The organism is Sphingomonas sp. CV7422 (assembly GCF_027945725.1).
Taxonomy (GTDB): domain Bacteria; phylum Pseudomonadota; class Alphaproteobacteria; order Sphingomonadales; family Sphingomonadaceae; genus Sphingomonas; species Sphingomonas kyungheensis.
In genome coordinates this window covers 60,753-80,535 of the sequence record NZ_CP115902.1, presented here as the reverse complement: position 1 = coordinate 80,535, position 19,783 = coordinate 60,753, and the positions used below count along the sequence as shown (strand labels likewise).

Genomic DNA, 19,783 nt, shown 5'->3' with positions numbered 1-19,783 from the left:
CCAAAGCGATGTGGAACTGCAGCCATGCCATCCTCGGAGTGGCATGGTCCGAAGATAAACAGATAGATCGTTACGTGACTTGATTCTAGCAGGCCGTGCTACGTGCTGCACACGAGCGGGCGGTCGGGCGGTTTTGCAATCGAAGATGACACGTCCGCAGCAATGTCGGCGTTCTACGGGAGTTAATGGACATATGATCGCAAACAGACCCGCTGCCTTCTTCGACCGAGATGGCGTTATCAACGTTGATCATGGCTACATTGACACCCCGGCGCGATTCGACCTAGTTAAGGGTGCCGCAGCGGCTTTACGGGCCTGCCGCGAGGCAGGCTTGCTGGTGTTCGTGGTAACCAATCAGTCGGGAATCGCACGCGGCTACTTTGACGAAGCTGCGCTTAATAGGGTGCATACGCATATGCATGCGCTGCTCGGCCGGGAAGGCGCGGTGATCGATGATGTGCGTTTTTGCCCGCACCATGTCGAGGCGGCGGTGGCGGCCTATCGTCATGATTGCGACTGGCGGAAACCGGCGCCTGGCATGATCCTGGATCTCACTCGGCACTGGCGTGTCGATCTCACACGCTCGTTCCTCATCGGGGACAAGCCGTCAGATATGACCGCCGCCGCTGCTGCGGGTGTGACGGGCTTTCAGTTCCTCGGCGGTGATCTGCTTGCCTTTGTCACAACGATCCTAGACGGGCGATCGTCGCAAGGCATGCTTCTATCCCCTCATGGCAGCGAGGATCAACCTGCGTGACACCAGTTTCTCTCCGCATTCGGAAGTGGTTGACCGATGTGTGCCTGCCCTTGTGGGCATCGATTGGGGTGGATGGCGAACAGGGCGGGTTTGTCGAGCGGCTGACGCTAGCCGGCCTGCCTGATTTGACGGCACCCAAGCGAGTGCGCGTTCAGGCGCGCCAAATCTATGTCTTTTCCCACGCCAAGCTGCTGGGCCTGATGCCTGATGGCGACGTCGTCGCCAGGACCGGCTACGACTTCGTCGTCGCTCATGGCTTTCCGGATGGCATCAAGCATGGCGTCGTTCATGCCCTTGCCCGTGATGGCGCGGTGCTTGATCCCAAGCGCGATACCTATGACCATGCCTTTCTGCTGTTCGCGTTGAGCTGGTACTATCGGGCTACTGGGGAGCGCGACGTCCTTACAAAGATTATCCAGCTCGGCGATACGATATCGGCGACGCTGCGCCACCCGAACCGTAACGGTTTCGTAGTCGATAGCAACAACCTGACCGAATTTCATCAAAACCCTCACATGCACCTATTTGAGGCGGTTCTGGCAGCGTACGACGCCACCGGGCAGTCGGTTTTCCTCGATCGAGCCCGCGAGATCTTTGACATTTTCCTGACCGGCATGTTTGATCACACGGCTGGGGTATTACGAGAATTCTATGACACGGGGTGGCGGCCGGCGGCCGGCGCAGCGGGCGATTATGTCGAACCAGGGCATCATTGCGAATGGATATGGCTGCTACGCTGGTATGCCGACCGGATGGGAGAGCCGCTGTGTGACGCGGCCCGCCGTCTGTATGATTTCGTCGAGCGCCATGGCCGACCTGCCGGTATCTTGTTGTGCGATGAAGTTTGGATAGACGGCCGGGTGAAGAAAGCCAGTACGCGCTGCTGGCCGCAGACCGAAGCCATCAAGGCCGAGCTGGCACTCGCCGGAAGCGCAGTACCGGTACCGACAGCTGTCAGCCGTATCGCGGCGATCACCGACGCAGTGTTCGCCACCTTTCTCGACCGGCCGGTCATAGGCGCCTGGACCGACTGGGTCGACGCTGCCGGCAGGCCGATGGTCCAGTCTATTCCGGCAAGTTCTCTATACCACCTGTTTCTAGCCTTCTCCGAAGTCCTCGAAAGGTCGCCGACGTGATCCTGCCGCTCAAGGACCTCGATCCGATTGGTCCATTCGGTAAACCCCGTCCCGCCATGCGGGGGCGCTACCGTATGTCGCATCCGCTCAAGGTTCTCGCGATCACCTCGCTAGATGGAGCGTTGCGTCTGCTGCCGGTACGACGGAACGCTGCGCCGGACGGCGTGATCGAGCGGATCCTGGTGGCGAACTGGGCTCATCTCGGTGACGTCATCTCGACAATCGGGGCGTTGCGATCACTGCGTCACCGCTATCCTGCCGCCCGAATTGGAATGATTGTTGGAAGCTGGGGGCAGGCGGCACTCGCCGGGACTGGTCTGGTTGACGACCTTCACATCATCGACCACTGGGCACTCAATCGATCAGCGATAAGCCGCCCTGACAAATGGCGACGGTATCGCACGACGCGCCGTCGGGCGCTGCAGGATATCAGGCGCATCCGCTATCAAGCCGCGATCGACCTGTTTCCGATCTTCCCGCCCGCGCACCCCTTGTTCTTCAAGGCCGGCATCCCGCTGCGCATCGGCTATGTGAGCGGCGGGTTCGGACCTCTGCTGACCCATCCCGTCGCGTGGGAGATGCGCCGCCGCCCAATGGCGGAGCACTACCGGCCGCTGCTCGACGCGCTGTCGCCCGATGCGCCCTTTTTGCCCGCTGAGATGCGTCCGCATCGCGATCCGCGAACGCTGGGCACGCTGCCTGCGCATCTGGCGGAGGTGTTGCCCTATATTGTGGTTCATCCCGGCGCTGGATCTCCCAACCGCCTTTGGGGAGAAGAGCGCTGGCGACAGTTCATCACCCTTTTTGTGTCCCGGTCCCCCGGCTACCGGATCGTTATCACCGGCAGCGGCGCGGGTGACGTCGCCCTCGCCGAGCAGCTCGAACAGGCTGCACCCGGCATCATCAACCAAGCCGGCCGCTCCGATTGGGATACCTTTGTCCGCACCCTCGCTAGCGCCAGCCTAGTGGTATGCCCCGATACCGTCACCGGCCATGTCGCGGCCATGCTCGACGTACCCGTCGTGACGATCTTCACCGGCACAAACGACCCATATCTATGGGCGCCTTATACCGACCGCGTGGCAGTCATGACGCGGCCGGTGGTCTGTGCGCCCTGCAACAGCCCGGGATGCCCGGCGATGTCCTGCTTCCTCAACGTGCCGCCCGCCGATGTCGCTGATGCGGCCGTCGCGATGCTGACTGATCAGTTGGCTAAATGATTGATTCGGTTGATCAGCTTGGTCGTACTGTGCCCGGGCAGCAGGTCAGCCAGGAAGATGCGGCCACCATAGCTTTGAACAAAGTCGGCGCCGGCGATCCTGTCCACCGTATAATCCTTGCCCTTGATTAGGATGTCGGGACGGAGCAGCGTAATTAGATCGATCGGCGTGTCGTCGCCAAAGAGGATGACGAGATCCACCATGGTCAAGGCGGCGAGAACAGCCGCGCGCGCCTGTTCATGCTGCACTGGGCGGGCCGGGCCCTTCAATCTCTGGATCGAGGCATCGGTGTTGAGGCCGACAACGAGGCGGTCGCACACCGCACGGGCTTGCGCTAGTTGCGAAAGATGGCCGGGATGCAAAAGATCGAAACAGCCGTTGGTGAAGCCGATGCGGGCGCCGCATCGACGCCAGGAGTCGATGATCCGCACTGCACCACTAGGTACGGCGATCTTGTCCGATGTGGACAGCGCATAATCGTGCTGCAGTTCCTCGCGCAGTTCGTCGACGGTCACGACAGCGGTGCCGGGTTTGCTGACAGCCTTTCCTGCCGCCACATTGGCGAGATGAGCCGCCTCGGTGACGTCGAGGCCCGATGCCAGCGCCACCGCCAGCATGGCGACCACGGTGTCGCCGGCGCCGGATACGTCGAATACTGCGCGGGCCAGCGCGGGCAGATGGATGGCTGGCGCGCCGCGCTGGGCCAGCGTCATGCCCTTGGCTCCGCGGGTGATGAGTACTGCCGGCGACGTCGGCATCGCCGCCAGTAACTGGTCGGCTGCGCTGCATGCGCCTTCATCCTCGTCACAGGCCTGGCCGGATGCCTGCGCCGCCTCCGCCGCATTAGGGGTAAGCAACGTCACGCCATCGTACCGCGCGACGTCGATGGTCTTCGGATCGGCGATGATTGGCTTTCCTGCCGCCCTTGCCTGGCGGATGACGGTGGTGAGCAGATCGGGCGTAAGAACCCCTTTGGCATAGTCGGACAACACAACGGCATCGGCAGTCGGCAACTGGCGGGCGAAGGCATGAAGCAAGCTTGCCGCGCCTATTGGGCCGCTTTCTTCAATATCAACGCGCAGCATCTGCTGCTGCGCGGCAATATAGCGAATTTTTTGCGTAGTCGGCCGCTGTTCGAGCGCCAAGTCGGCGTAGATGCGCGCTTCCTCATGGATTTTTGTCCGCAGCGCGGCGCCCGCCGCATCTTGTCCGACGACGCCGATCAGGATGGCCTCGGCGCCTAGGGCGGCGATGTTGCGTGCGACGTTGCCAGCGCCGCCCAGCATCACCTCTTCCCGTTCGATGCGCACGACCGGGATTGGTGCCTCCGGCGAAATCCGGGCGCAATGGCCGTAGACAAAGGTGTCGAGCATCACGTCGCCCAAGACGATGATCCGCTTCCCGTCGAGCTTACGGAGATGATCGAGAGATTGTAGGGTCATGTCGTTCCGGCCAGAAGGAGAAGAGCAGCGGGCGACCGGTTAGTGATGCCGGTTCATCAAGGCCAGACGGAGCGGCCTAATCGTTTGTCGGTACGTCGCGCGCGCTAGCCGAACCAGCCTTGAGGGCACAAGCGCTGCCGGAAGAATTTCCAACCAGAAGCGCGGATAGCGCCGGTAATGTCGATAAGAGAGATGGAGCACATCGCGATAATAATCGCTGTCGAAGTTGCTGGCTTTGCCGACGATCAGGCGATGCCGGACATGGAACATCACCCGATTGTCCATCCGCCGGGTAGGGGCGCTATCCTCACCGTAAAGAGACCGAACGATTTCGCCATAGCCGTCGACATCGAGCTTGATGCGCTTGAACTCGCCATCCTTCAGAAAAAAGTCGTTGCCGGTACGATATTTCACGCATCGCTCGGCGAGGTAATACCATACCGGTTGGTGTTGGAGCATCCGGCCCATCACGTAAACGTGAACATAGGCGTTGAAGTACTTGGAGACCTGTTCCGTCGCGACGACATGGTTCCAGAGCGCCCGCCTGACGATGTTTCCTGATAGATAGCCGAAATAGTCAGCACTGATCGGGAAGATCGCGGCATCGTCGTGCATGATGCGGCTGTGCGTGAAGAGCCGTCGATCGTTGCTTGGTGAGACGAAGCGCTCCTGTAGGGCGATATCCCACATCGAACGCGCGACCGACATCCCCGCGATCTCGGGATGCTGCGCAATTTCTTCTGTGATGCGGACGATCGCGCCCGGCTCGAGCACGTCGTCGCTACCCATGAACCAGCAGAAATCACCGCTTGCCAATTCTATCACTTTAAGGAAGTTCCGATCAGGTCCCTCGTTCCGCTCCTGTCGATGATAGACAAGGTAATCCATCGTCTCGGCGAAGTGCGCGACGACCGCGGCGGTATGATCGTTGGAGGCATTGTCGCTGATCACGACCTCGACGTCGCAGCCATGGCCGGTCTGATCGGCGATGCTTTGAAGTAGGTCGGTCAGGAAATTGGCGCGGTTGAAGGTTGGTATGCAGATCGATAGCCGCATGGTGGCTCCCATAGTATTCCAACGGACAGATACGGATACGCGAGGTAAGACGGCGTCCGATCGGTCGCAGGCGTCGCTGGCGCTCAGCCGTTTTTAGTCTTGAGTTGACGGAAGATCGAACGGGCGGCGCGCATGGGGCTGCCCGGAAGAAGAAAGATTGGAACGGTGCGCAACCAGAAGCTCGGGAACTTCCAGTAACGTGGAACCGTGAGCCGGGCCGCGGCGGTATAGAAGGACGCCGGCGCCTTGTTCATCCGGCCAGCGAGCAAGCGATGAAACAGCAGGCCAGTAGCGATGTCCGCGTTGATATGCCGGTAGGATGTGCTTGCCGTCCCGAACAGACCACGGGCAATCTCCTCGAACCCGACTACGTCGATGCGAAGCCGGTTAAACTGGCCGTCAGCAAGGAACGAGTCATTCCCGTCCCGCCAGCCTACCAGCGGTTCAGCGAGGTAAAACCATCGGGGCTGAGCTTGCAGCATGCGGCCGATGACATAAACGTGCACATAGGCGTTGAGGTAATTGTCTACCGGATGTGCGGCCACCGCCTCGTCCCAAAGTCGCTTCTTCACTACTTGGCCGGACAGATAGGCAAAATAGGCCGCTAGCGCGGTAAAGATTGGCTCGGCACCGGTCATTCTGCCAGCATTGGTCAGGGCAAGACCTTTTGGCAGGCGCTCCTCACCGCGCTTCTGCAAGGTGAAGGTCCGGATATTGCGGCCGACCGACAAGCCGGCAATATCACTATCGCTGGCGAGGACCCGTGCAACTTGCGCGAGCGCGCCTGGTTCAAGGATGTCATCGCTGCCCATCAGCCAGCACCAATCGCCGCTCGCCAGTTCAACTACCCGAAGGTAGTTGCGATCAGCTCCCATGTTTGTCGGGGAGCGTCGATAGATCAGCTTGCCCAAGCGCTCCCGATACGCCTCGACGACGGCACTGGTCGTATCGGTCGAGGCATTGTCGCTAACAACGATTTCCAATTCGCAGTCATAACCTTGCTGTGCAAGGATACTATCGAATAGTTCACCAAGGAATTCACCGCGGTTATAGGTCGGAATGCAGATAGAAAGTCGCACGATACTGTTCCTGTCAGTTGATGGCGAGCGGCTCAGTAGTTACTGGACGATGTCATAGTAAATTCCTTTCGACCAGTCATGTATCTCGCTAGACGGAGCAGGTGCATTCTGGTCCGGGTGGGGATGATGTCGAGGATAATGACGGGCATCATCTGAGCCTTGCCGGAAAAGGGAAGTTGGAGAAACATCCACAGCGACAAAGCGGTGCCGAGCCGGCCGCCGTTGTTGAGATGCCAGATCGCGGAATGGATGATGGCCCGTGCGCGTAGCCGCCGCTCGCGCTGACGAGCCAATGTGTTACCATCGAGGGCGAGCAGCGACGAGCGCCACGCGCCGACGTGACCGGCCAACTGGTTCCACCGCGGTTGTTCAGACGCTATTTCGGCTACCGACGGGAAGATGCCGGCGACCGGCACCACGTTTAACATCGCGCCGTCCTTGATCGCGGCTAGACTGAGAAAGGCATAGGCGTGCAGGTGTCCGACACCGCCGCTGTAGGCTCGCCGCAGATGGGCAAGCATGGCGTTGCGCTCTAGTACGAACCGTCCGATTTGTAATAGTGCCATGCCGAATACGTCATAGCGGGCTTCAAGAAACTGGCTGAACGAGAGTTGCGCGGTAGTCGGAAGGTCGGGCAACTCGGGTAACGGTGAGCTCAGCAAGATGACGCCGGATCGCCCGTGCAGCTCGCGAAGCAGGTTGGGGATCGCCGATGGCAGGATCGCCTCGTCGTCACCGACCATCCACAACCATGTGCCGCTAGCGAATTCGAGTACCCGTAGATAATTGACGTCGGCGCCGAGGTTGACCTCATTTGTCGATATCGACAACGGGAACACCCCGCCCCGAGCGGCGAACGCCTGAAGCACCCGGTCGGTATCGTCAGAACTGCCATTGTCGGAGACGACAAGTTCGGTTTCCGGGCCGAGAAACGGCGCCAGTCGATCAAGCATGGCGGCAAGCCGCTCCGCTCGGTTCCAGGTCGGTATGCAAATCGACAAAAGCGGCCGTTCGGTCCCGCTGCGGCGGTAGAGCTGCTTCACGCGCTAGGCTCCGCTGGTACGCGAAATGCAAGTATCAGAAAGGGCAGAAAAGAGCTTAGCAGGAACGCGAGCACTTGGCCAGCAAGCACCCCGACGACGCCGAAAGCGACACCGCCCGCCCAAGCCAGGACGACGTGCGCGACGCCGTGTGCAATGCCGTAAGAGACGGTTTCTCGCTGCCGGCCTGTGGCGTAGAGAGTCAGCGTGAAGACGTCAGTCGTGCCGCGGATCAGGAAAAACAGGCCGACGAGCAGGATCATCGATAATCCGGGCAAAGGTAATCTACCGCCGGATAATATCGAGACGATCAAAGGACCAAGCCCGACCACCAGCGCCGTGACTGACAGCCAAAAAAGGACGCTACCACCCGCATAGGTGCCGACGATCCGCCGTATGCCATGTTGTTCCCCCTCCTCGTAGAGGATCGCGACGTTGCGCCACAGATGCTGCAGTGGCACCGAAAACAGCATGTATAGGCCAGCGTAGATACGTACCAGAAAGTCGTAACTGCCCAGTTCCGCCGACGTTGCGAAGCGATTGACCAGAAAACGGTCGGTTTGAAAGGCGAGCAGCGCGGCGATCTGGACGATGAAGAAGGGCCAGGCGGTTTGGAGAAGATTGCGGCGCACCTCCGGCGAGGAACGATGCCGCAGAAAAGCGATGCCCCCGCTCCCGACCATGCCCATGATCTTGGAGGCGACGAACGACAGGGCATAGGCAAGGGACAGCGCGACAAAGGCCTGTTCGCGGGTCAAATGCTCGGTGAGCAGGAGCGCGCCGCTCAGCACCAAGTACAAGATCGGCTGCGCCAGCTTGTAGAAGCCGTCCTTAGCGATCAAACCCTGTCCGATCAGGATCGGGCTGCTCACTCCCAGCGGCGTCAGCAAGGCGATCGCCGCAACCGTGATGATACCGCCGATGACGAACGCTGGGTCATGCCCGGACTGCAGCCCCCAAACGACGACGGCGCTGGCACCCAGCGCGCCAATTAGACCGGCAAATCCGCTGATCACGAACACCGATCTAATTGTAGGGTAGGCTTGGGCGAGCGTGGTCTTGTGTACCGCCGAGACAATTACCTGCGTCAGCCGCTCGCCGGTACCGAGAGCGCATAGCGCCAGCCAAGGGGTCAAGGCGACAATTAGGACGAGTTGCCCATAGCGCTCGGCGCCGACGAGGCGAACCGCAACCCCGGCTGCCGCCACGTTGCACGCCACTGATCCCACCCGCATGACCATTGTTATGGCCGACTGCAGTGCCGCTCTCGACCCCAGCCTCTGCCAAGCCAGGCGGAGCATCGCCGTCATCGCGTGCGAGAAGCCGTCCCGCCAGCTTCCTCCGCCCACCGGACAGCCGCGGCGATGCCATCGCGAGCACTGATTTGGGGAGCCCAGTCGAGCAAAGCGTTGGCCTTGGCCAGATCCGCGACGAAAATCCGCTGGTCGCTGAAGCGGGCAGGGGTCTTGTCATACCGGAGCGGTGTACCGGTTAGTTCCTCAAGCAGGGTGAACAGCTCAAGGAGCGACAGGCTGTTGGCCATGCCGCCCCCGACGTTAAGCACCTGGCCCTTGGCACGATCGATATGCTTCAGACCAGCGAAGTACAGCCGCGCCATATCGGTCGCTTCCAGCACGTCGCGAACTTGCTTGCCATTGCCAGCAATCGTGAACGGGGCGTTGCTAAGTCCTTGGTTCTGCTTGATCGCCTGTGAGCAGAACCACGCAATCCAGCCTTGGTCAAAAGTCCCAAACTGACGCGATCCGTACATCGAAGAATGGCGGAATACGAGCGTCTTTAGGCCATAAACCCGGCTGAAATCTTGCATGTATTGATCGGCGGATCCCTTTGAGCAGCCGTAGGGAGACTGGAACTCCAAAGGTGTGGTTTCGTCTAGCCCGTTGGGATGCACCGGATCGATATAGCGCGTATCGGTTTCTTGATAGGCGATATATTCCAGATCGCCATAGACCTTGTTTGATGAACTATACAGCACGGCCGCGTCAGGCGCATGGTCGCGCACGGCTTCGAGCACGTTTAGCGAGCCCATCGCGTTGATCTCAAAATCGAGCCGGGGATTGGCGATCGAGGTGGTCATTGCGACTTGACCAGCGACATGGAAGACGGCGTCCGGCCTGAAGTCTCGGATCGTCCGAGTCACGTCGTTGATGTTGCGGATGTCGCCATGGACATGGGTAAACTGGCCCTGGCCGCGGAGCCAGTCGAGGTTTTGCGGTGAGCCCACCCGGGACAGATTGTCAAACACCATCAGCTCGACGCCTGCCTTGAGGGCCGAGGCGGCAAGGTTGCTGCCGAGGAAGCCGCAACCGCCGGTGATAAGAAGTTTCATAGTACGATCTCCCTGCCTGACGTCAGGCGTCGGCGGCTGCGGTTCTTGTCATACCCTCGGCGAGCGATGTCGTTGCCCGCCATCCGATCACGCCGGCAATCTTAGCGGCATCGCCAACCACGCGCATGCTCTCCGCCGGACGATAGGGCTTTGCACCCCATCGCAGGATCGAGGCATCGCCATCGACGGCTGCGACGGCGGCCAACGCCAGATCGCGCAGGGTCACCCCATGACCGGAGCAGATATTAAATATCTCCCCCTTCGGAAAGGTCGCGGTGCATGCGAGGGCCAGACATGCCTCAGCGACGTCGCTGACGTACAGATAGTCGCGCTCCTGATATCCCGGGCTGAGCTCGATCGGCGTCCCGGTCCGGCTGGCAGCCATGACGAGCGGGACGAATTTATGATCGCCCTCTAGCGGACCGTACATGCTGAAGGGGCGGACGATCGCCAGATCGGCACCGGTACGCCGCGCGAAATCCTGCAAAGCGAGCGTTGCCGCCGCCTTGGTCACCCCATAGACCCCCGTGGGGGCGAGACGTCGATCTTCGGCTAGAATACCGTCTTCTGTGCCGTATTCATAAGATGTCCCGACATGAATAAACCGGCACCCCAGGATGCTCGCGGCCTCCGCCAGACGCATTGACCCCGCGACATTGGCAGTCAGCGCGGCCGCAAAGTCGGTCTGGCGATAATCCACGCCATAAGCGGCACAGTGTATCACCACGTCGATCCCCTCCAGCGACGCCAGCAGCGTACTGGCCGGACTGTCAAGGTCAAAGGTGAGTATCTGGGCGTCCGGTGCCAGCCTAGTCAGACGATCACGCTGGCTCGAGCCCCGGACGCCGGCATGGGTTTCCAGTCCCAGCGCGACTGCCCCAGCCGCAACGTGGGCGCCGAGAAATCCCGACGCCCCGGTGATCAGTATCCGCTGCACGAGGTCAGAAGTTCAGCCCGAAAAACTCTTCGAGCTTCTCGCCGACATAGTCGAAGTGCTGCTGACCCAGCGCCGGGAACAGGCCTAGCCAGAAGGTGTTATTCATGATCTGGTCAGTGCGGGTTAGATCGCCGACGACGCGGTAGTTGACGTGTTCGAAATAGGGCTGGCGGGTGAGATTGCCGGCGAACAGCAATCGCGTGCCGATCTTGTTCTGATCGAGGAAGCGGGTGAGGTCGACGCGCTTGGCATCGACGCCATCGCGCAGCATCAGCGGATAGCCGAACCACGACGGGTTTGAATCCGGCGTCGCCTCGGGCAGGATAAAAATTTCCTCCATCCCCTTCAGCCGCTCGGTAAGCAGCGCGAAGTTGCGCCGACGTGCTTCGACGAAGCCTTCGGCCCGATCGAGCTGAGCAAGGCCACATGCCGCCTGCATGTCGGTGATCTTGAGGTTATAGCCGAGGTGGCTGTATACGTATTTATGATCGTAGCCGAACGGCAGCGAGCCATGCTGCTGACCGAAGCGGCTGCCGCAGGTGTTGTCGCAGCCCGGCGCACAATAGCAATCGCGGCCCCAGTCGCGGATGCTCTCGATAATCGGCTTAAGTTCTAGCGACTGGGTGAAGACCGCGCCGCCTTCACCCATTGTGATATGGTGCGCGGGGTAAAAGCTGACCGTGGCGACGTCGCCCCACAGACCAACGTTTTTGTGCGCGCCGATCTTGGTGTCGAGGAAGGTGGCGCCAAGCGCATCACAGCAATCCTCGACCAGCCACAGATCGTGTTCGTCGCAGATGCGGCGCACTTCGGCGAGGTTGAACGGGTTACCAAGCGTGTGTGCGATCATGATCGCACCGGTCTTTTCGGTAATCGCCGCCTCGATCAGGCTGGCGTCGATATTGTAGGTCGGCACGTCGACATCGACGAAGACCGGTACCAAGCCGTGCTGGATCGACGGGTTCACCGTGGTCGGGAAGCCAGCCGCAACGGTGATCACCTCGTCCCCGGGCTTGAGGCGACGGTCGCCGAGCTTGTGGCTGGTCAGGCACGACAAGGCGAGCAGGTTCGCCGACGACCCGGAGGTGGTGGTGAGCACGAACGGCGCACCGAGCAGCTTGGCGAGCCCGGCCTCGAATTCGGTGTTGAACCGGCCGGTAGTCAGCCAGCCGTCAAGCGAGGCCTCGACCATCAGCTCGATCTCGGGCGCGCCGATCACCTTGCCGGCGGGCGGGATCACCGTCTCGCCGGGCACGAACGGCTTGGGTGCAAATTGGGCTTCGGCATATTGCCCGACAAGCTGGCGGATTTGCTTGCGAAGGTCGTCAGCGGTCATCAAAATCGGGTCCTATGCGGCATGGGCGAGGTGAGCGCCGGCGAAGCGCTCCAACTCTGAGTTGCAGTATGCGTACATGTCAGCGCCGGCGAGCCAAGCGCGATGCCAGCCAACGATGCTGTCCAGCGCCTCGCCGAGCGACCAGCGCGGCTGCCAGCGCAGTCCGGCGCGTGCCTTGGAGATATCAAGTTTGAGGTAGTTCGCCTCATGCGGCTGGATGCTTTCGTCGCGAACCCAGCCCGCCTCGTCTCCCCATAGCGTGCACATCCGCTCCACGATCCACTGGACCGGCTGCGCGTCGTCGTCGCGCGGGCCGAAATTCCAGGCGTCCGCGGCGTGGCTGGGATCATGCCACAGCGCTTGGCACAAGGTCAGATAGCCAGACAGCGGTTCGAGCACGTGCTGCCAAGGGCGGATGGCGAGCGGATTGCGAATCGGCACCGGCTGGCCGTCCGCAACCGCACGCAGGATATCAGGAATCAGGCGGTCAACCGCCCAGTCCCCCCCGCCGATGACGTTGCCGGCACGACCGGAAGCCAGCGCCACCGGGCTGCTCTCGCCGAAGAACGAGCGGCGATAGGCGGAGGTAACGAGCTCGGCGCAACCCTTGGAATTGCTGTAGGGATCATAGCCGCCCATCGCCTCGTCTTCGCGATAGCCCCAAGCCCATTCGCGATTTTCGTAGCATTTGTCGGTGGTGACGACGCAGACCGCGCGCACGGCCGGCGCGCGCCGCACCGCGTCGAGCAGATGCACCGTGCCCATCACATTGGTCGCATAGGTACCGATCGGATCGTCATAGGAGGCGCGGACCAGCGGCTGCGCGGCCATATGGATGACGATTTCGGGGTCGGCCGCGACCAACGCACGCTCCAGGGCGGGCTGGTCGCGGATGTCACCGACGATCGAGGTCATGCGGTCAGCAACATCAGCGACCTCGAACAACGACGGGCTGGTAGGCGGTACGAGCGCGAAACCGGTGAGCTCGGCGCCCATCCGCTGCAGCCACAGCGAAAGCCAGCTGCCCTTGAATCCGGTATGACCGGTCAGGAACACCCGTTTTCCCGCCCAAAAGGCGGGGTCGACAGCGCCGATCGGGGCAGCCGGGGAGATCACCACGTCCGCCATGGCGCCTTGCCGCTGTCCCACAGATTGTTGAGCAGCTGCTTCTCGCGCAGTGTGTCCATTGGCTGCCAGAAGCCGTGATGTTCGAACGCCATTAGCTCACCATCTTTGGCTAGGGCGCGCAGAGGCTCTTGTTCCCAGATCGTGTCGTCGTCTGCGACATAGTTGATCACTTTGGGGCTGAGCACGAAATAGCCGCCGTTGATCATCCCACCGTCGCCCTGCGGCTTTTCGAGGAAGTGGGTGACTTGGCCGTTGTCGATCTCAAGCGCGCCAAACCGGCCGGGCGGATAGGTCGCGGTCATCGTCGCCAGCTTGCCATGGGCGCGATGGAATTCGATCGACTTGGCGATGTCGATGTCGCCGACGCCATCGCCATAGGTAAAGAAGAAGAATTCCTCGTCCTTGACGTGGTCGGCGACCCGCTTGAGCCGGCCGCCGGTCATGCTGTCGTCGCCGGTATCGACCAGCGTTACCTTCCACGGCTCGGCGCGCTTTTCATGCACGATCATCTCGTTGCCGCGCATATCGAAGGTGACATCGGACATGTGCAGGAAGTAGTTAGCAAAATATTCCTTGATCACATAGCCTTTATAACCGCAGCAAATGACGAAATCATTGATGCCGTGCGCAGAGTAGATCTTCATGATATGCCAGAGGATGGGACGTCCACCGACCTCGATCATCGGCTTGGGGCGGAGACTGGTTTCCTCGGCAAAGCGCGTGCCAAGGCCGCCGGCCAGGATGACTGCCTTCATCTTTATAACCTCAGTTCGAGCTGACAAATGCGTCGGAAAAGAAGCGCTTGGCCGGCAGGCCCCGCGCCAGAAGAACCTCTCGCGCAGATCCGATCATAGCGCTGGATCCACATGCATAGACCACGGTGTCATTCGGATCGATCCCGTCGCTCACCGCCGCCTCATGTACATACCCTCGCGACCCAGCCCAGCTTATATCGGGGCCCGATAGCAGGTATTCAAAGCGGACGTCGAGACCTAGATTGGCTGGATTCCAACAGAAGTTCTCCGCCTCGCGATTGCCCCAGAACACGGAGAGGCAATGGCGCGAGGCTTGGTCGGGATCTGCCGCTAGTTCCTCGAGCAGGGCCTTAACGGGGGCAATGCCAGTCCCTGTCGCCAGGAAAACGACATTGCGCGGCCCGTCGTCGCGCAGGAAGAACGTGCCAAACGGTCCTTCTATACGCACCAGATCATTGGGCTGTGCCCGATCGAACCAGTAGGAACTTAATCTGCCATTAGGGTAGCGTTTGATGATCATTTCTAGGACGCCATCCTTCCGCGGCGCATTGGCCAAGGAATAGGAGCGGCGCACGCCGTCAGCCAGCACATCGATATATTGCCCGGCAACGAACCGCATCGGCGACGATGGCGGCGTCTTCAACGTGACGGAAACGACATTGGGAGCCAGGCGATCGATCGCGACAATGCGGGCAGGCATCGTCTTAATTGCAAGATTGGCCAGGCGGTCGAGGGGTTCGATATCCAGCGCCACCGCGCCGGTTGCCGCCCGGCAGCAGGTGAGAATCAGGCCGGCTGCAGCCTCTTCGCGGGACAGGGATTCATCTTCGCTGCGTAGAAGCGTTGTGTCGCCCGCCGCTGGCGCCTTGCAGATGCCGCACCGGCCGGTACGGCAGCTATATTCGAGCGTGATACCGGCGTTGCGCGCGGCGTCGAGGATGGAGAGGGTAGGGTCCGCGTCGAACGAGCGGCCAGTAGGAAGCGTGACGGTAGGCATGGGCGGCCTCTAGCAGAAGTTTCGTCGACTGGTTTTCGTTCGACCGGTTATGCGCGAAGCGGCGCCTCTATCGCTTGCGCGATGGTCTGCCAATCATGTCGCACCCGATAGCCTTCGACCTCGATGGTTTGCGGGCGCGTACCTGCGTGCAGCGCCTGCGCTAGAGCCTCGTTGCTGATGTCGTCTCGAACGCGGACCGCCCAATGCGGGGCCACTGCCGCGTGGATGGGGATGTCAGAGCAGACAATCGGGCAACCGGTCACGCCGGCTTCGACGAGCGGCATGTTGAAGCCTTCCGCGTGTGACAGCGAGATAAAGGCCGCGCAATGGCGGTATAGCCAGCGCAGGCCAGCGTCGTCGATATCCTGCAACCACAAGAAGCGCTGCGGCATCCGGGTTTGCGCCGCGTGCAGGCGCCCGGCGGTCTCCCCCCAGCCGGAGCGCCCGACGACGACGATCATCGGCCCGTCGGCGGTCGCATCGGCGAACGCTATCAGCCGTTCATAATTCTTCCGTGGCTCTGCGGTGCCGACAGCGAGCAGAAACGTCTTGCCCTCCAGTTGGGAAATCGGGGCCATTTTGGAGGAGGTTAAGTCCATGCCGGGGGCATTGCCGCACACCTTGATGTCCTTGCGCGGCAGCACGTCGACTAGCTCATCCCGCGCAATTTGGCTAGGTGCGAACACGTGGGCATAGCGGCGCAACGCCAACCGGTCCCATTTCGCGAACATCAGCCGTCCCTGCCAGCTGAGGTTCTGCGGGCGCGTCCAGGCGAACGCGTCATGGATGACGCGGACGATCGGGATGCGGTTGAGCAGCATCGTCGGACCGGCGGGGAAGGCCGCGCAGATCAGGCCACGGCATGCGTCCGACGGACGCAAATAGCCGGCAACGGCAGCCCAGCTCGCTGCCGACTCCACCGTGACGACATTGTCGTGGTGAACCAGCGGCGATCCGGGGGAGACCAAGGCGATCACATCAGTGGCGGTCGCGGCCGACGCCTTGAAGACGTTGATCGCGAAGCGCTCGATACCTGTCAGATGACGGCGCCGCGTCGCTAGGATCAGGTCATGGACGATCACGGGGTGATCCTTCCTGCCGGCAAGGTGCGCGATTTTCAAGATGGGGCTCACCGGGAGCGTCGTCGCGGCATCGGCGGGAACGGGCTGTCTGCGGCATCGACCGCCAGTGATCCCGCATACAGGCCGCACAAGAGCGTGAAGATCAGCGTCATTAGGGGCGGGCGTAGCGGATAGTCGGTGATGCTGGCGATCAGGGCAAGCATGATTGCGGTAAACACGATATAGCGGCCGCTGCCGACACGAGCTTTGCGCAACAGGTCGATGCCCGTTATGCCCAGCAACCAGACCAGAAAAGCAGCAACGACGAGGATAGAAGGAAGGCCGCCGGCGATTAGCACCTCAAGCGGATCGCTGTGCGCGCGGTTATAAAAACCGCGAACAAGCAGTTGCTCGGGCTCGAATTGCATGAACACCCGATCAAACGTGCCAAAACCCGCGCCCCAAGGCAGGTAATGCTGCGCGATCAGCCAGACAGTCGGCAGCGCCTTGGTGCGCATGTCCTCACCCAGTGACTGATCCAGGCGGCTGAAACCGGAACTTTGCGCGGCATAGGCGCCCACCGCCACTACAAGGAAGGGGGCCAGCGCGATCAGCCAGGGAAGCCAGGGCCGCCGCCGCCCCTTGACGCGCGTGATCAGCAAGCCGGCAGCCACCGCTATCACTGCTAGCGCGAGCACCATGATGACTAGTCCGGTACGCGATCCGGTCAGCAGTATGATTAGGCACAGGAACACGATGCCGGCGAGGGCCACGGCCGGCTTGGTCATGCCGCCAGTATGGCCATAGTCGTCTAGGCCCCACTGCGCGAGCAGCAGCAGGCCGATCGTCAGCAGCAGCGCCTGGTGGTTGCGGTTGGCCAGCAGACCGATCGGCAAGCCCTTGTCCGACGGATCATAGGGGTAGAACAGGCTCGAGGCATATTGTATTGTGCCGAGTAGGGCGCTGACGCAGCAAATCGCTAGGAGGAGATGGACGATCGTGCGCCACTTGTGCCGCGGGATACCCGCCAGCGCGATCAGCGCGGCAAAAGCAGGCACTGTTGCAAGGAGGCTGTTCGCCGTGCGGAACGGGAGCAGACTGATCGGACGCCAGGGTTGCGGGACGCCTGCGATGACGGCGGCCTGGAGATAGGGTTCGCGCGCGCCCAGTTGCGACCAGAGCGCCGGGGGAAGGGGAATAAGCTGGACGGCGATGGTTGCGGTGAACGCCAGCAGCAGCAGGAGCGGCGTGCGCAACCCCTGCCAATTCCACGCTCCCGGGACGATGAACAACAGACCCAGCGCTATTACGGCGGCCGGCCGTACGTATAGCAGCGAATAGGCGTCCCATCGCGCTACCCCACCGCCGGCAGCGAAAAGCACAAGCAGGCAGACCAATATTGCCAAGCGAGGGTGCTGGCGCATCGCGGCGAAAAATGCGCTCAGCCTTAGTATCCGGGTAAGGGCAGTCGGCCTGCTACGATGCTGATCCGCTCGCCTGACGGTTGGAGACACGATATTTCCTTACGTTGTACCGGCGTTGGCGATACCCCGGATACCGGGGCCAGAGATGTGGATCCACCTGGCGCCATTCTGCGCGTTCTGCTGATGCAGCAACAGTTTGCCATTTTCAACCGCGATATGGAAGTCATTCTTGCCGCTGCCGCTGCCGCTGACCTTCGGCGATCCCAATAAAGATATGCCGCTGGCGCTCGCCGCCAGTGTAAAGTTGATGCGCATCGTTTCCGCGTAGATACTGTAAAGTCCGGCGGTATCACAGATATCAACAACGGTCGGGCGATCCGGCGCTATCCTAAGGAAGCGACTGTTACGCGAGAGTAGCAAGCCCTCCACCGGGGGCGCGCCGGGCGGCAGCAGGATCATCAAGCGTTGCTGCCCTGACGATCCACTGAAACTATTATTATAATAGGTAAGACCGACGTCCGGATTGTCGTCGGAAGGCCAGAGCCGGGCGGCAAGAAGCATGATCTCGTTGACAATGTTGTCCTTGCCGGTGTTGTTTATAATCGCCGAATGCTTTGGCGCGATATTATAGCAATTTAGGATTTGGGCGCATTGCTCGAACACGACGCCGTCGGTGAGGCAGTCAGCGCGATCATAAGGCCGGCTGTCGTAATTCCAGTTGTCGCCGATCGCATATCCCCTGACGGCTCCGCCACGGAACAGGATGCGCGAGACAGCGCCGGCCTTCATGTCGCCGCTTCCGATCCGGTTCGGGCCGGCGCGGACCGGACCGTCACCGAGCGCGAAGGCATCGGCGACGCAGTTGATCCGGCGGATGCCGCTCTGGCCCCAATAATAGGCGGCACGCCGCGACTGCCCCTTGACGACAATTCCATTGAACTCGCTGTCGCTGTCCCATGACGGAGCTTCCCATTGCGGCACTACGGCCACCCCGTCGTAATCGCCATGCTGCTCGCTGAGCTTCTTGTTCTCGACGATCGTGCCGATCCACCGGTTGCGCCGGCCGTCGCGCTGCAGCAGACCGGGATGATAGCTGTTCACCACCCTGCCGCCTTCCACCGTGCAGTCGAAACTGTGATAGCCCAGCTCAATCGCTGTATCCCCCGCATCCGTGCAGAGCGGGTTGTTGATCGTTACCCGGAATATTGAGTGACCGTTGTTTGTGCTGGCATCGCTCGCCGTGACGAAGATGTTGTTCTGGGTAACGGTGCGGTGGCAAATCGGGTTGTCGATACGGATATCCTGGGTAGGCGCGTTGCAGATCAACAAATTGTTCTGATAGGCGTCGGTCAACACCGGTCGTACGACATGGCAGTTGCGGACGCCGTCGAGCCGCAAGTTGCTTCCCCAAGCGCCGTGGACAAGCAGGTCGACGAGCGTGCAACCATCCCCCACGACCCGGACCATATCGTTGATCTGGTTGTTTTCGACCGCCGCGGCGGTGCCATCCATTCGAAGATTGTAGATGACAACGTCGGCGGCCGAGACGAGCAGGCCGACGCCGTCCCGTAGCGGCAGTCGGCGGAGCAGGCCGCCAGTGCCGACGATCCGCTGGCCAGGTTTGCGCATCTCGATAATTCCACCGGCGATCGGATAGGTTCCAGCGGGGATGGTGAAGTCGCGTCCCGTTTCCACCGCCTCGCGCATCGCGGCCGAAAGATCCCCTTGGTAACGGCCGGCCCTGACATCGGCCTGGATGCGGGCCGGCAGGACATCCAATAGCGACGGCCAATCGCCGATATCGGGAAGTTGCGATAGATCGGAACGCATCGTGGATGTAGGCGGGAAGCTGCCCAAGCACATAACGCCGGCGACGACCTGACGACGCGACCACATGATTGATACTCCTGAACCGTAAGGGGGGCCCATGGCATAGGGCACTCGTCGAAGTCCAATGGCGGACTTGCGTTCGGCCGACCTATCGGGGCATAGGAGCGATAGGGTGTACCGATTGGATCTACTGAGCCGAGCCGCCCGATCGACACAAATTTCTTCGGGAAATAGC

Annotated in this window: 17 protein-coding genes; 3 read left to right on the top strand and 14 right to left on the bottom strand. The window is 61.2% G+C overall.

The features are described from left to right. Window positions 1-193: 193 nt before the first annotated feature. From PBN85_RS18790 to PBN85_RS18780, 3 genes are read left to right on the top strand one after another with little or no spacing between them, the layout of a single operon-like run. Window positions 194-757 (top strand): D-glycero-alpha-D-manno-heptose-1,7-bisphosphate 7-phosphatase, encoded by a 564-nt coding sequence (locus PBN85_RS18790; protein WP_271301157.1) that lies wholly within the window; start codon window positions 194-196, stop codon window positions 755-757. Further along, window positions 754-1,893 (top strand): AGE family epimerase/isomerase, encoded by a 1,140-nt coding sequence (locus PBN85_RS18785; RefSeq protein WP_271301156.1) that lies wholly within the window; start codon window positions 754-756, stop codon window positions 1,891-1,893. The genes PBN85_RS18790 and PBN85_RS18785 overlap by 4 nt, the downstream gene beginning before the upstream one ends. Beyond that, window positions 1,890-3,113, top strand: coding sequence for a glycosyltransferase family 9 protein (locus PBN85_RS18780; RefSeq protein ID WP_271301155.1), 1,224 nt, complete (start codon window positions 1,890-1,892; stop codon window positions 3,111-3,113). Before PBN85_RS18785 ends, PBN85_RS18780 begins: the two co-directional genes overlap by 4 nt. On the opposite strand, the gene rfaE1 is transcribed toward PBN85_RS18780, so the two are convergent. The 14 genes from rfaE1 to PBN85_RS18710 form a co-directional block, all read right to left on the bottom strand. Continuing rightward, complete coding sequence (rfaE1, locus tag PBN85_RS18775) at window positions 3,098-4,555, bottom strand: D-glycero-beta-D-manno-heptose-7-phosphate kinase (RefSeq protein ID WP_271301154.1); 1,458 nt, start codon at window positions 4,553-4,555, stop codon at window positions 3,098-3,100. The two genes, PBN85_RS18780 and rfaE1, sit on opposite strands and share 16 nt — an antisense overlap. A 39-nt stretch (window positions 4,556-4,594) precedes the next feature. Further along, on the bottom strand, window positions 4,595-5,611 hold the full coding sequence (locus PBN85_RS18770) for a glycosyltransferase family 2 protein (RefSeq protein WP_271301153.1): 1,017 nt from the start codon (window positions 5,609-5,611) through the stop codon (window positions 4,595-4,597). Between the two features lie 83 nt (window positions 5,612-5,694). Continuing rightward, window positions 5,695-6,690 (bottom strand): glycosyltransferase family 2 protein, encoded by a 996-nt coding sequence (locus PBN85_RS18765; protein ID WP_271301152.1) that lies wholly within the window; start codon window positions 6,688-6,690, stop codon window positions 5,695-5,697. Window positions 6,691-6,722: 32 nt separating this feature from the next. Continuing rightward, the gene (locus PBN85_RS18760; protein ID WP_271301151.1) at window positions 6,723-7,733 is read right to left on the bottom strand and encodes a glycosyltransferase family 2 protein; all 1,011 of its coding nucleotides are present in this window, start codon (window positions 7,731-7,733) and stop codon (window positions 6,723-6,725) included. Beyond that, window positions 7,730-8,971, bottom strand: coding sequence for a lipopolysaccharide biosynthesis protein (locus PBN85_RS18755; RefSeq protein ID WP_271301150.1), 1,242 nt, complete (start codon window positions 8,969-8,971; stop codon window positions 7,730-7,732). The genes PBN85_RS18760 and PBN85_RS18755 overlap by 4 nt, the downstream gene beginning before the upstream one ends. Window positions 8,972-9,036: 65 nt before the next feature. Then, window positions 9,037-10,080 (bottom strand): NAD-dependent epimerase/dehydratase family protein, encoded by a 1,044-nt coding sequence (locus PBN85_RS18750; RefSeq protein WP_271301149.1) that lies wholly within the window; start codon window positions 10,078-10,080, stop codon window positions 9,037-9,039. Between the two features lie 22 nt (window positions 10,081-10,102). Continuing rightward, window positions 10,103-11,017 (bottom strand): NAD-dependent epimerase/dehydratase family protein, encoded by a 915-nt coding sequence (locus PBN85_RS18745; RefSeq protein ID WP_271301148.1) that lies wholly within the window; start codon window positions 11,015-11,017, stop codon window positions 10,103-10,105. Window positions 11,018-11,021: 4 nt separating this feature from the next. Next, window positions 11,022-12,353, bottom strand: coding sequence for a lipopolysaccharide biosynthesis protein RfbH (rfbH, locus tag PBN85_RS18740; protein WP_271301147.1), 1,332 nt, complete (start codon window positions 12,351-12,353; stop codon window positions 11,022-11,024). A gap of 12 nt (window positions 12,354-12,365) precedes the next feature. Continuing rightward, complete coding sequence (gene rfbG, locus PBN85_RS18735; RefSeq protein WP_271301146.1) at window positions 12,366-13,481, bottom strand: CDP-glucose 4,6-dehydratase; 1,116 nt, start codon at window positions 13,479-13,481, stop codon at window positions 12,366-12,368. Continuing rightward, window positions 13,466-14,236 (bottom strand): glucose-1-phosphate cytidylyltransferase, encoded by a 771-nt coding sequence (rfbF, locus tag PBN85_RS18730; RefSeq protein WP_271301145.1) that lies wholly within the window; start codon window positions 14,234-14,236, stop codon window positions 13,466-13,468. Before rfbF ends, rfbG begins: the two co-directional genes overlap by 16 nt. A gap of 10 nt (window positions 14,237-14,246) precedes the next feature. Then, window positions 14,247-15,233 carry an FAD-binding oxidoreductase gene (locus PBN85_RS18725; RefSeq protein ID WP_271301144.1) on the bottom strand — a complete coding sequence of 329 codons (987 nt, stop codon included), beginning with the start codon at window positions 15,231-15,233 and terminating at the stop codon, window positions 14,247-14,249. Window positions 15,234-15,280: 47 nt separating this feature from the next. Then, window positions 15,281-16,315, bottom strand: coding sequence for a glycosyltransferase (locus PBN85_RS18720; RefSeq protein ID WP_271301143.1), 1,035 nt, complete (start codon window positions 16,313-16,315; stop codon window positions 15,281-15,283). A 47-nt stretch (window positions 16,316-16,362) separates the two neighbouring features. Then, the gene (locus PBN85_RS18715) at window positions 16,363-17,586 is read right to left on the bottom strand and encodes an O-antigen ligase family protein (protein ID WP_271301142.1); all 1,224 of its coding nucleotides are present in this window, start codon (window positions 17,584-17,586) and stop codon (window positions 16,363-16,365) included. Window positions 17,587-17,817: 231 nt separating this feature from the next. Beyond that, the gene (locus PBN85_RS18710; protein WP_271301141.1) at window positions 17,818-19,548 is read right to left on the bottom strand and encodes a hypothetical protein; all 1,731 of its coding nucleotides are present in this window, start codon (window positions 19,546-19,548) and stop codon (window positions 17,818-17,820) included. Between the last annotated feature and the right edge of the window lie 235 nt (window positions 19,549-19,783).

Coding starts and splice junctions, on each gene's coding strand:
- rfaE1 (WP_271301154.1), bottom strand. CDS start 4,555: ATGACCCTACAATCTCTCGATCATCTCCGTAAGCTCGACGGGAAGCGG.
- PBN85_RS18770 (WP_271301153.1), bottom strand. CDS start 5,611: ATGCGGCTATCGATCTGCATACCAACCTTCAACCGCGCCAATTTCCTG.
- PBN85_RS18710 (WP_271301141.1), bottom strand. CDS start 19,548: ATGCGTTCCGATCTATCGCAACTTCCCGATATCGGCGATTGGCCGTCG.
- rfbF (WP_271301145.1), bottom strand. CDS start 14,236: ATGAAGGCAGTCATCCTGGCCGGCGGCCTTGGCACGCGCTTTGCCGAG.
- PBN85_RS18750 (WP_271301149.1), bottom strand. CDS start 10,080: ATGAAACTTCTTATCACCGGCGGTTGCGGCTTCCTCGGCAGCAACCTT.
- rfbG (WP_271301146.1), bottom strand. CDS start 13,481: ATGGCGGACGTGGTGATCTCCCCGGCTGCCCCGATCGGCGCTGTCGAC.
- PBN85_RS18790 (WP_271301157.1), top strand. CDS start 194: ATGATCGCAAACAGACCCGCTGCCTTCTTCGACCGAGATGGCGTTATC.
- PBN85_RS18725 (WP_271301144.1), bottom strand. CDS start 15,233: ATGCCTACCGTCACGCTTCCTACTGGCCGCTCGTTCGACGCGGACCCT.
- PBN85_RS18755 (WP_271301150.1), bottom strand. CDS start 8,971: ATGGTCATGCGGGTGGGATCAGTGGCGTGCAACGTGGCGGCAGCCGGG.
- rfbH (WP_271301147.1), bottom strand. CDS start 12,353: ATGACCGCTGACGACCTTCGCAAGCAAATCCGCCAGCTTGTCGGGCAA.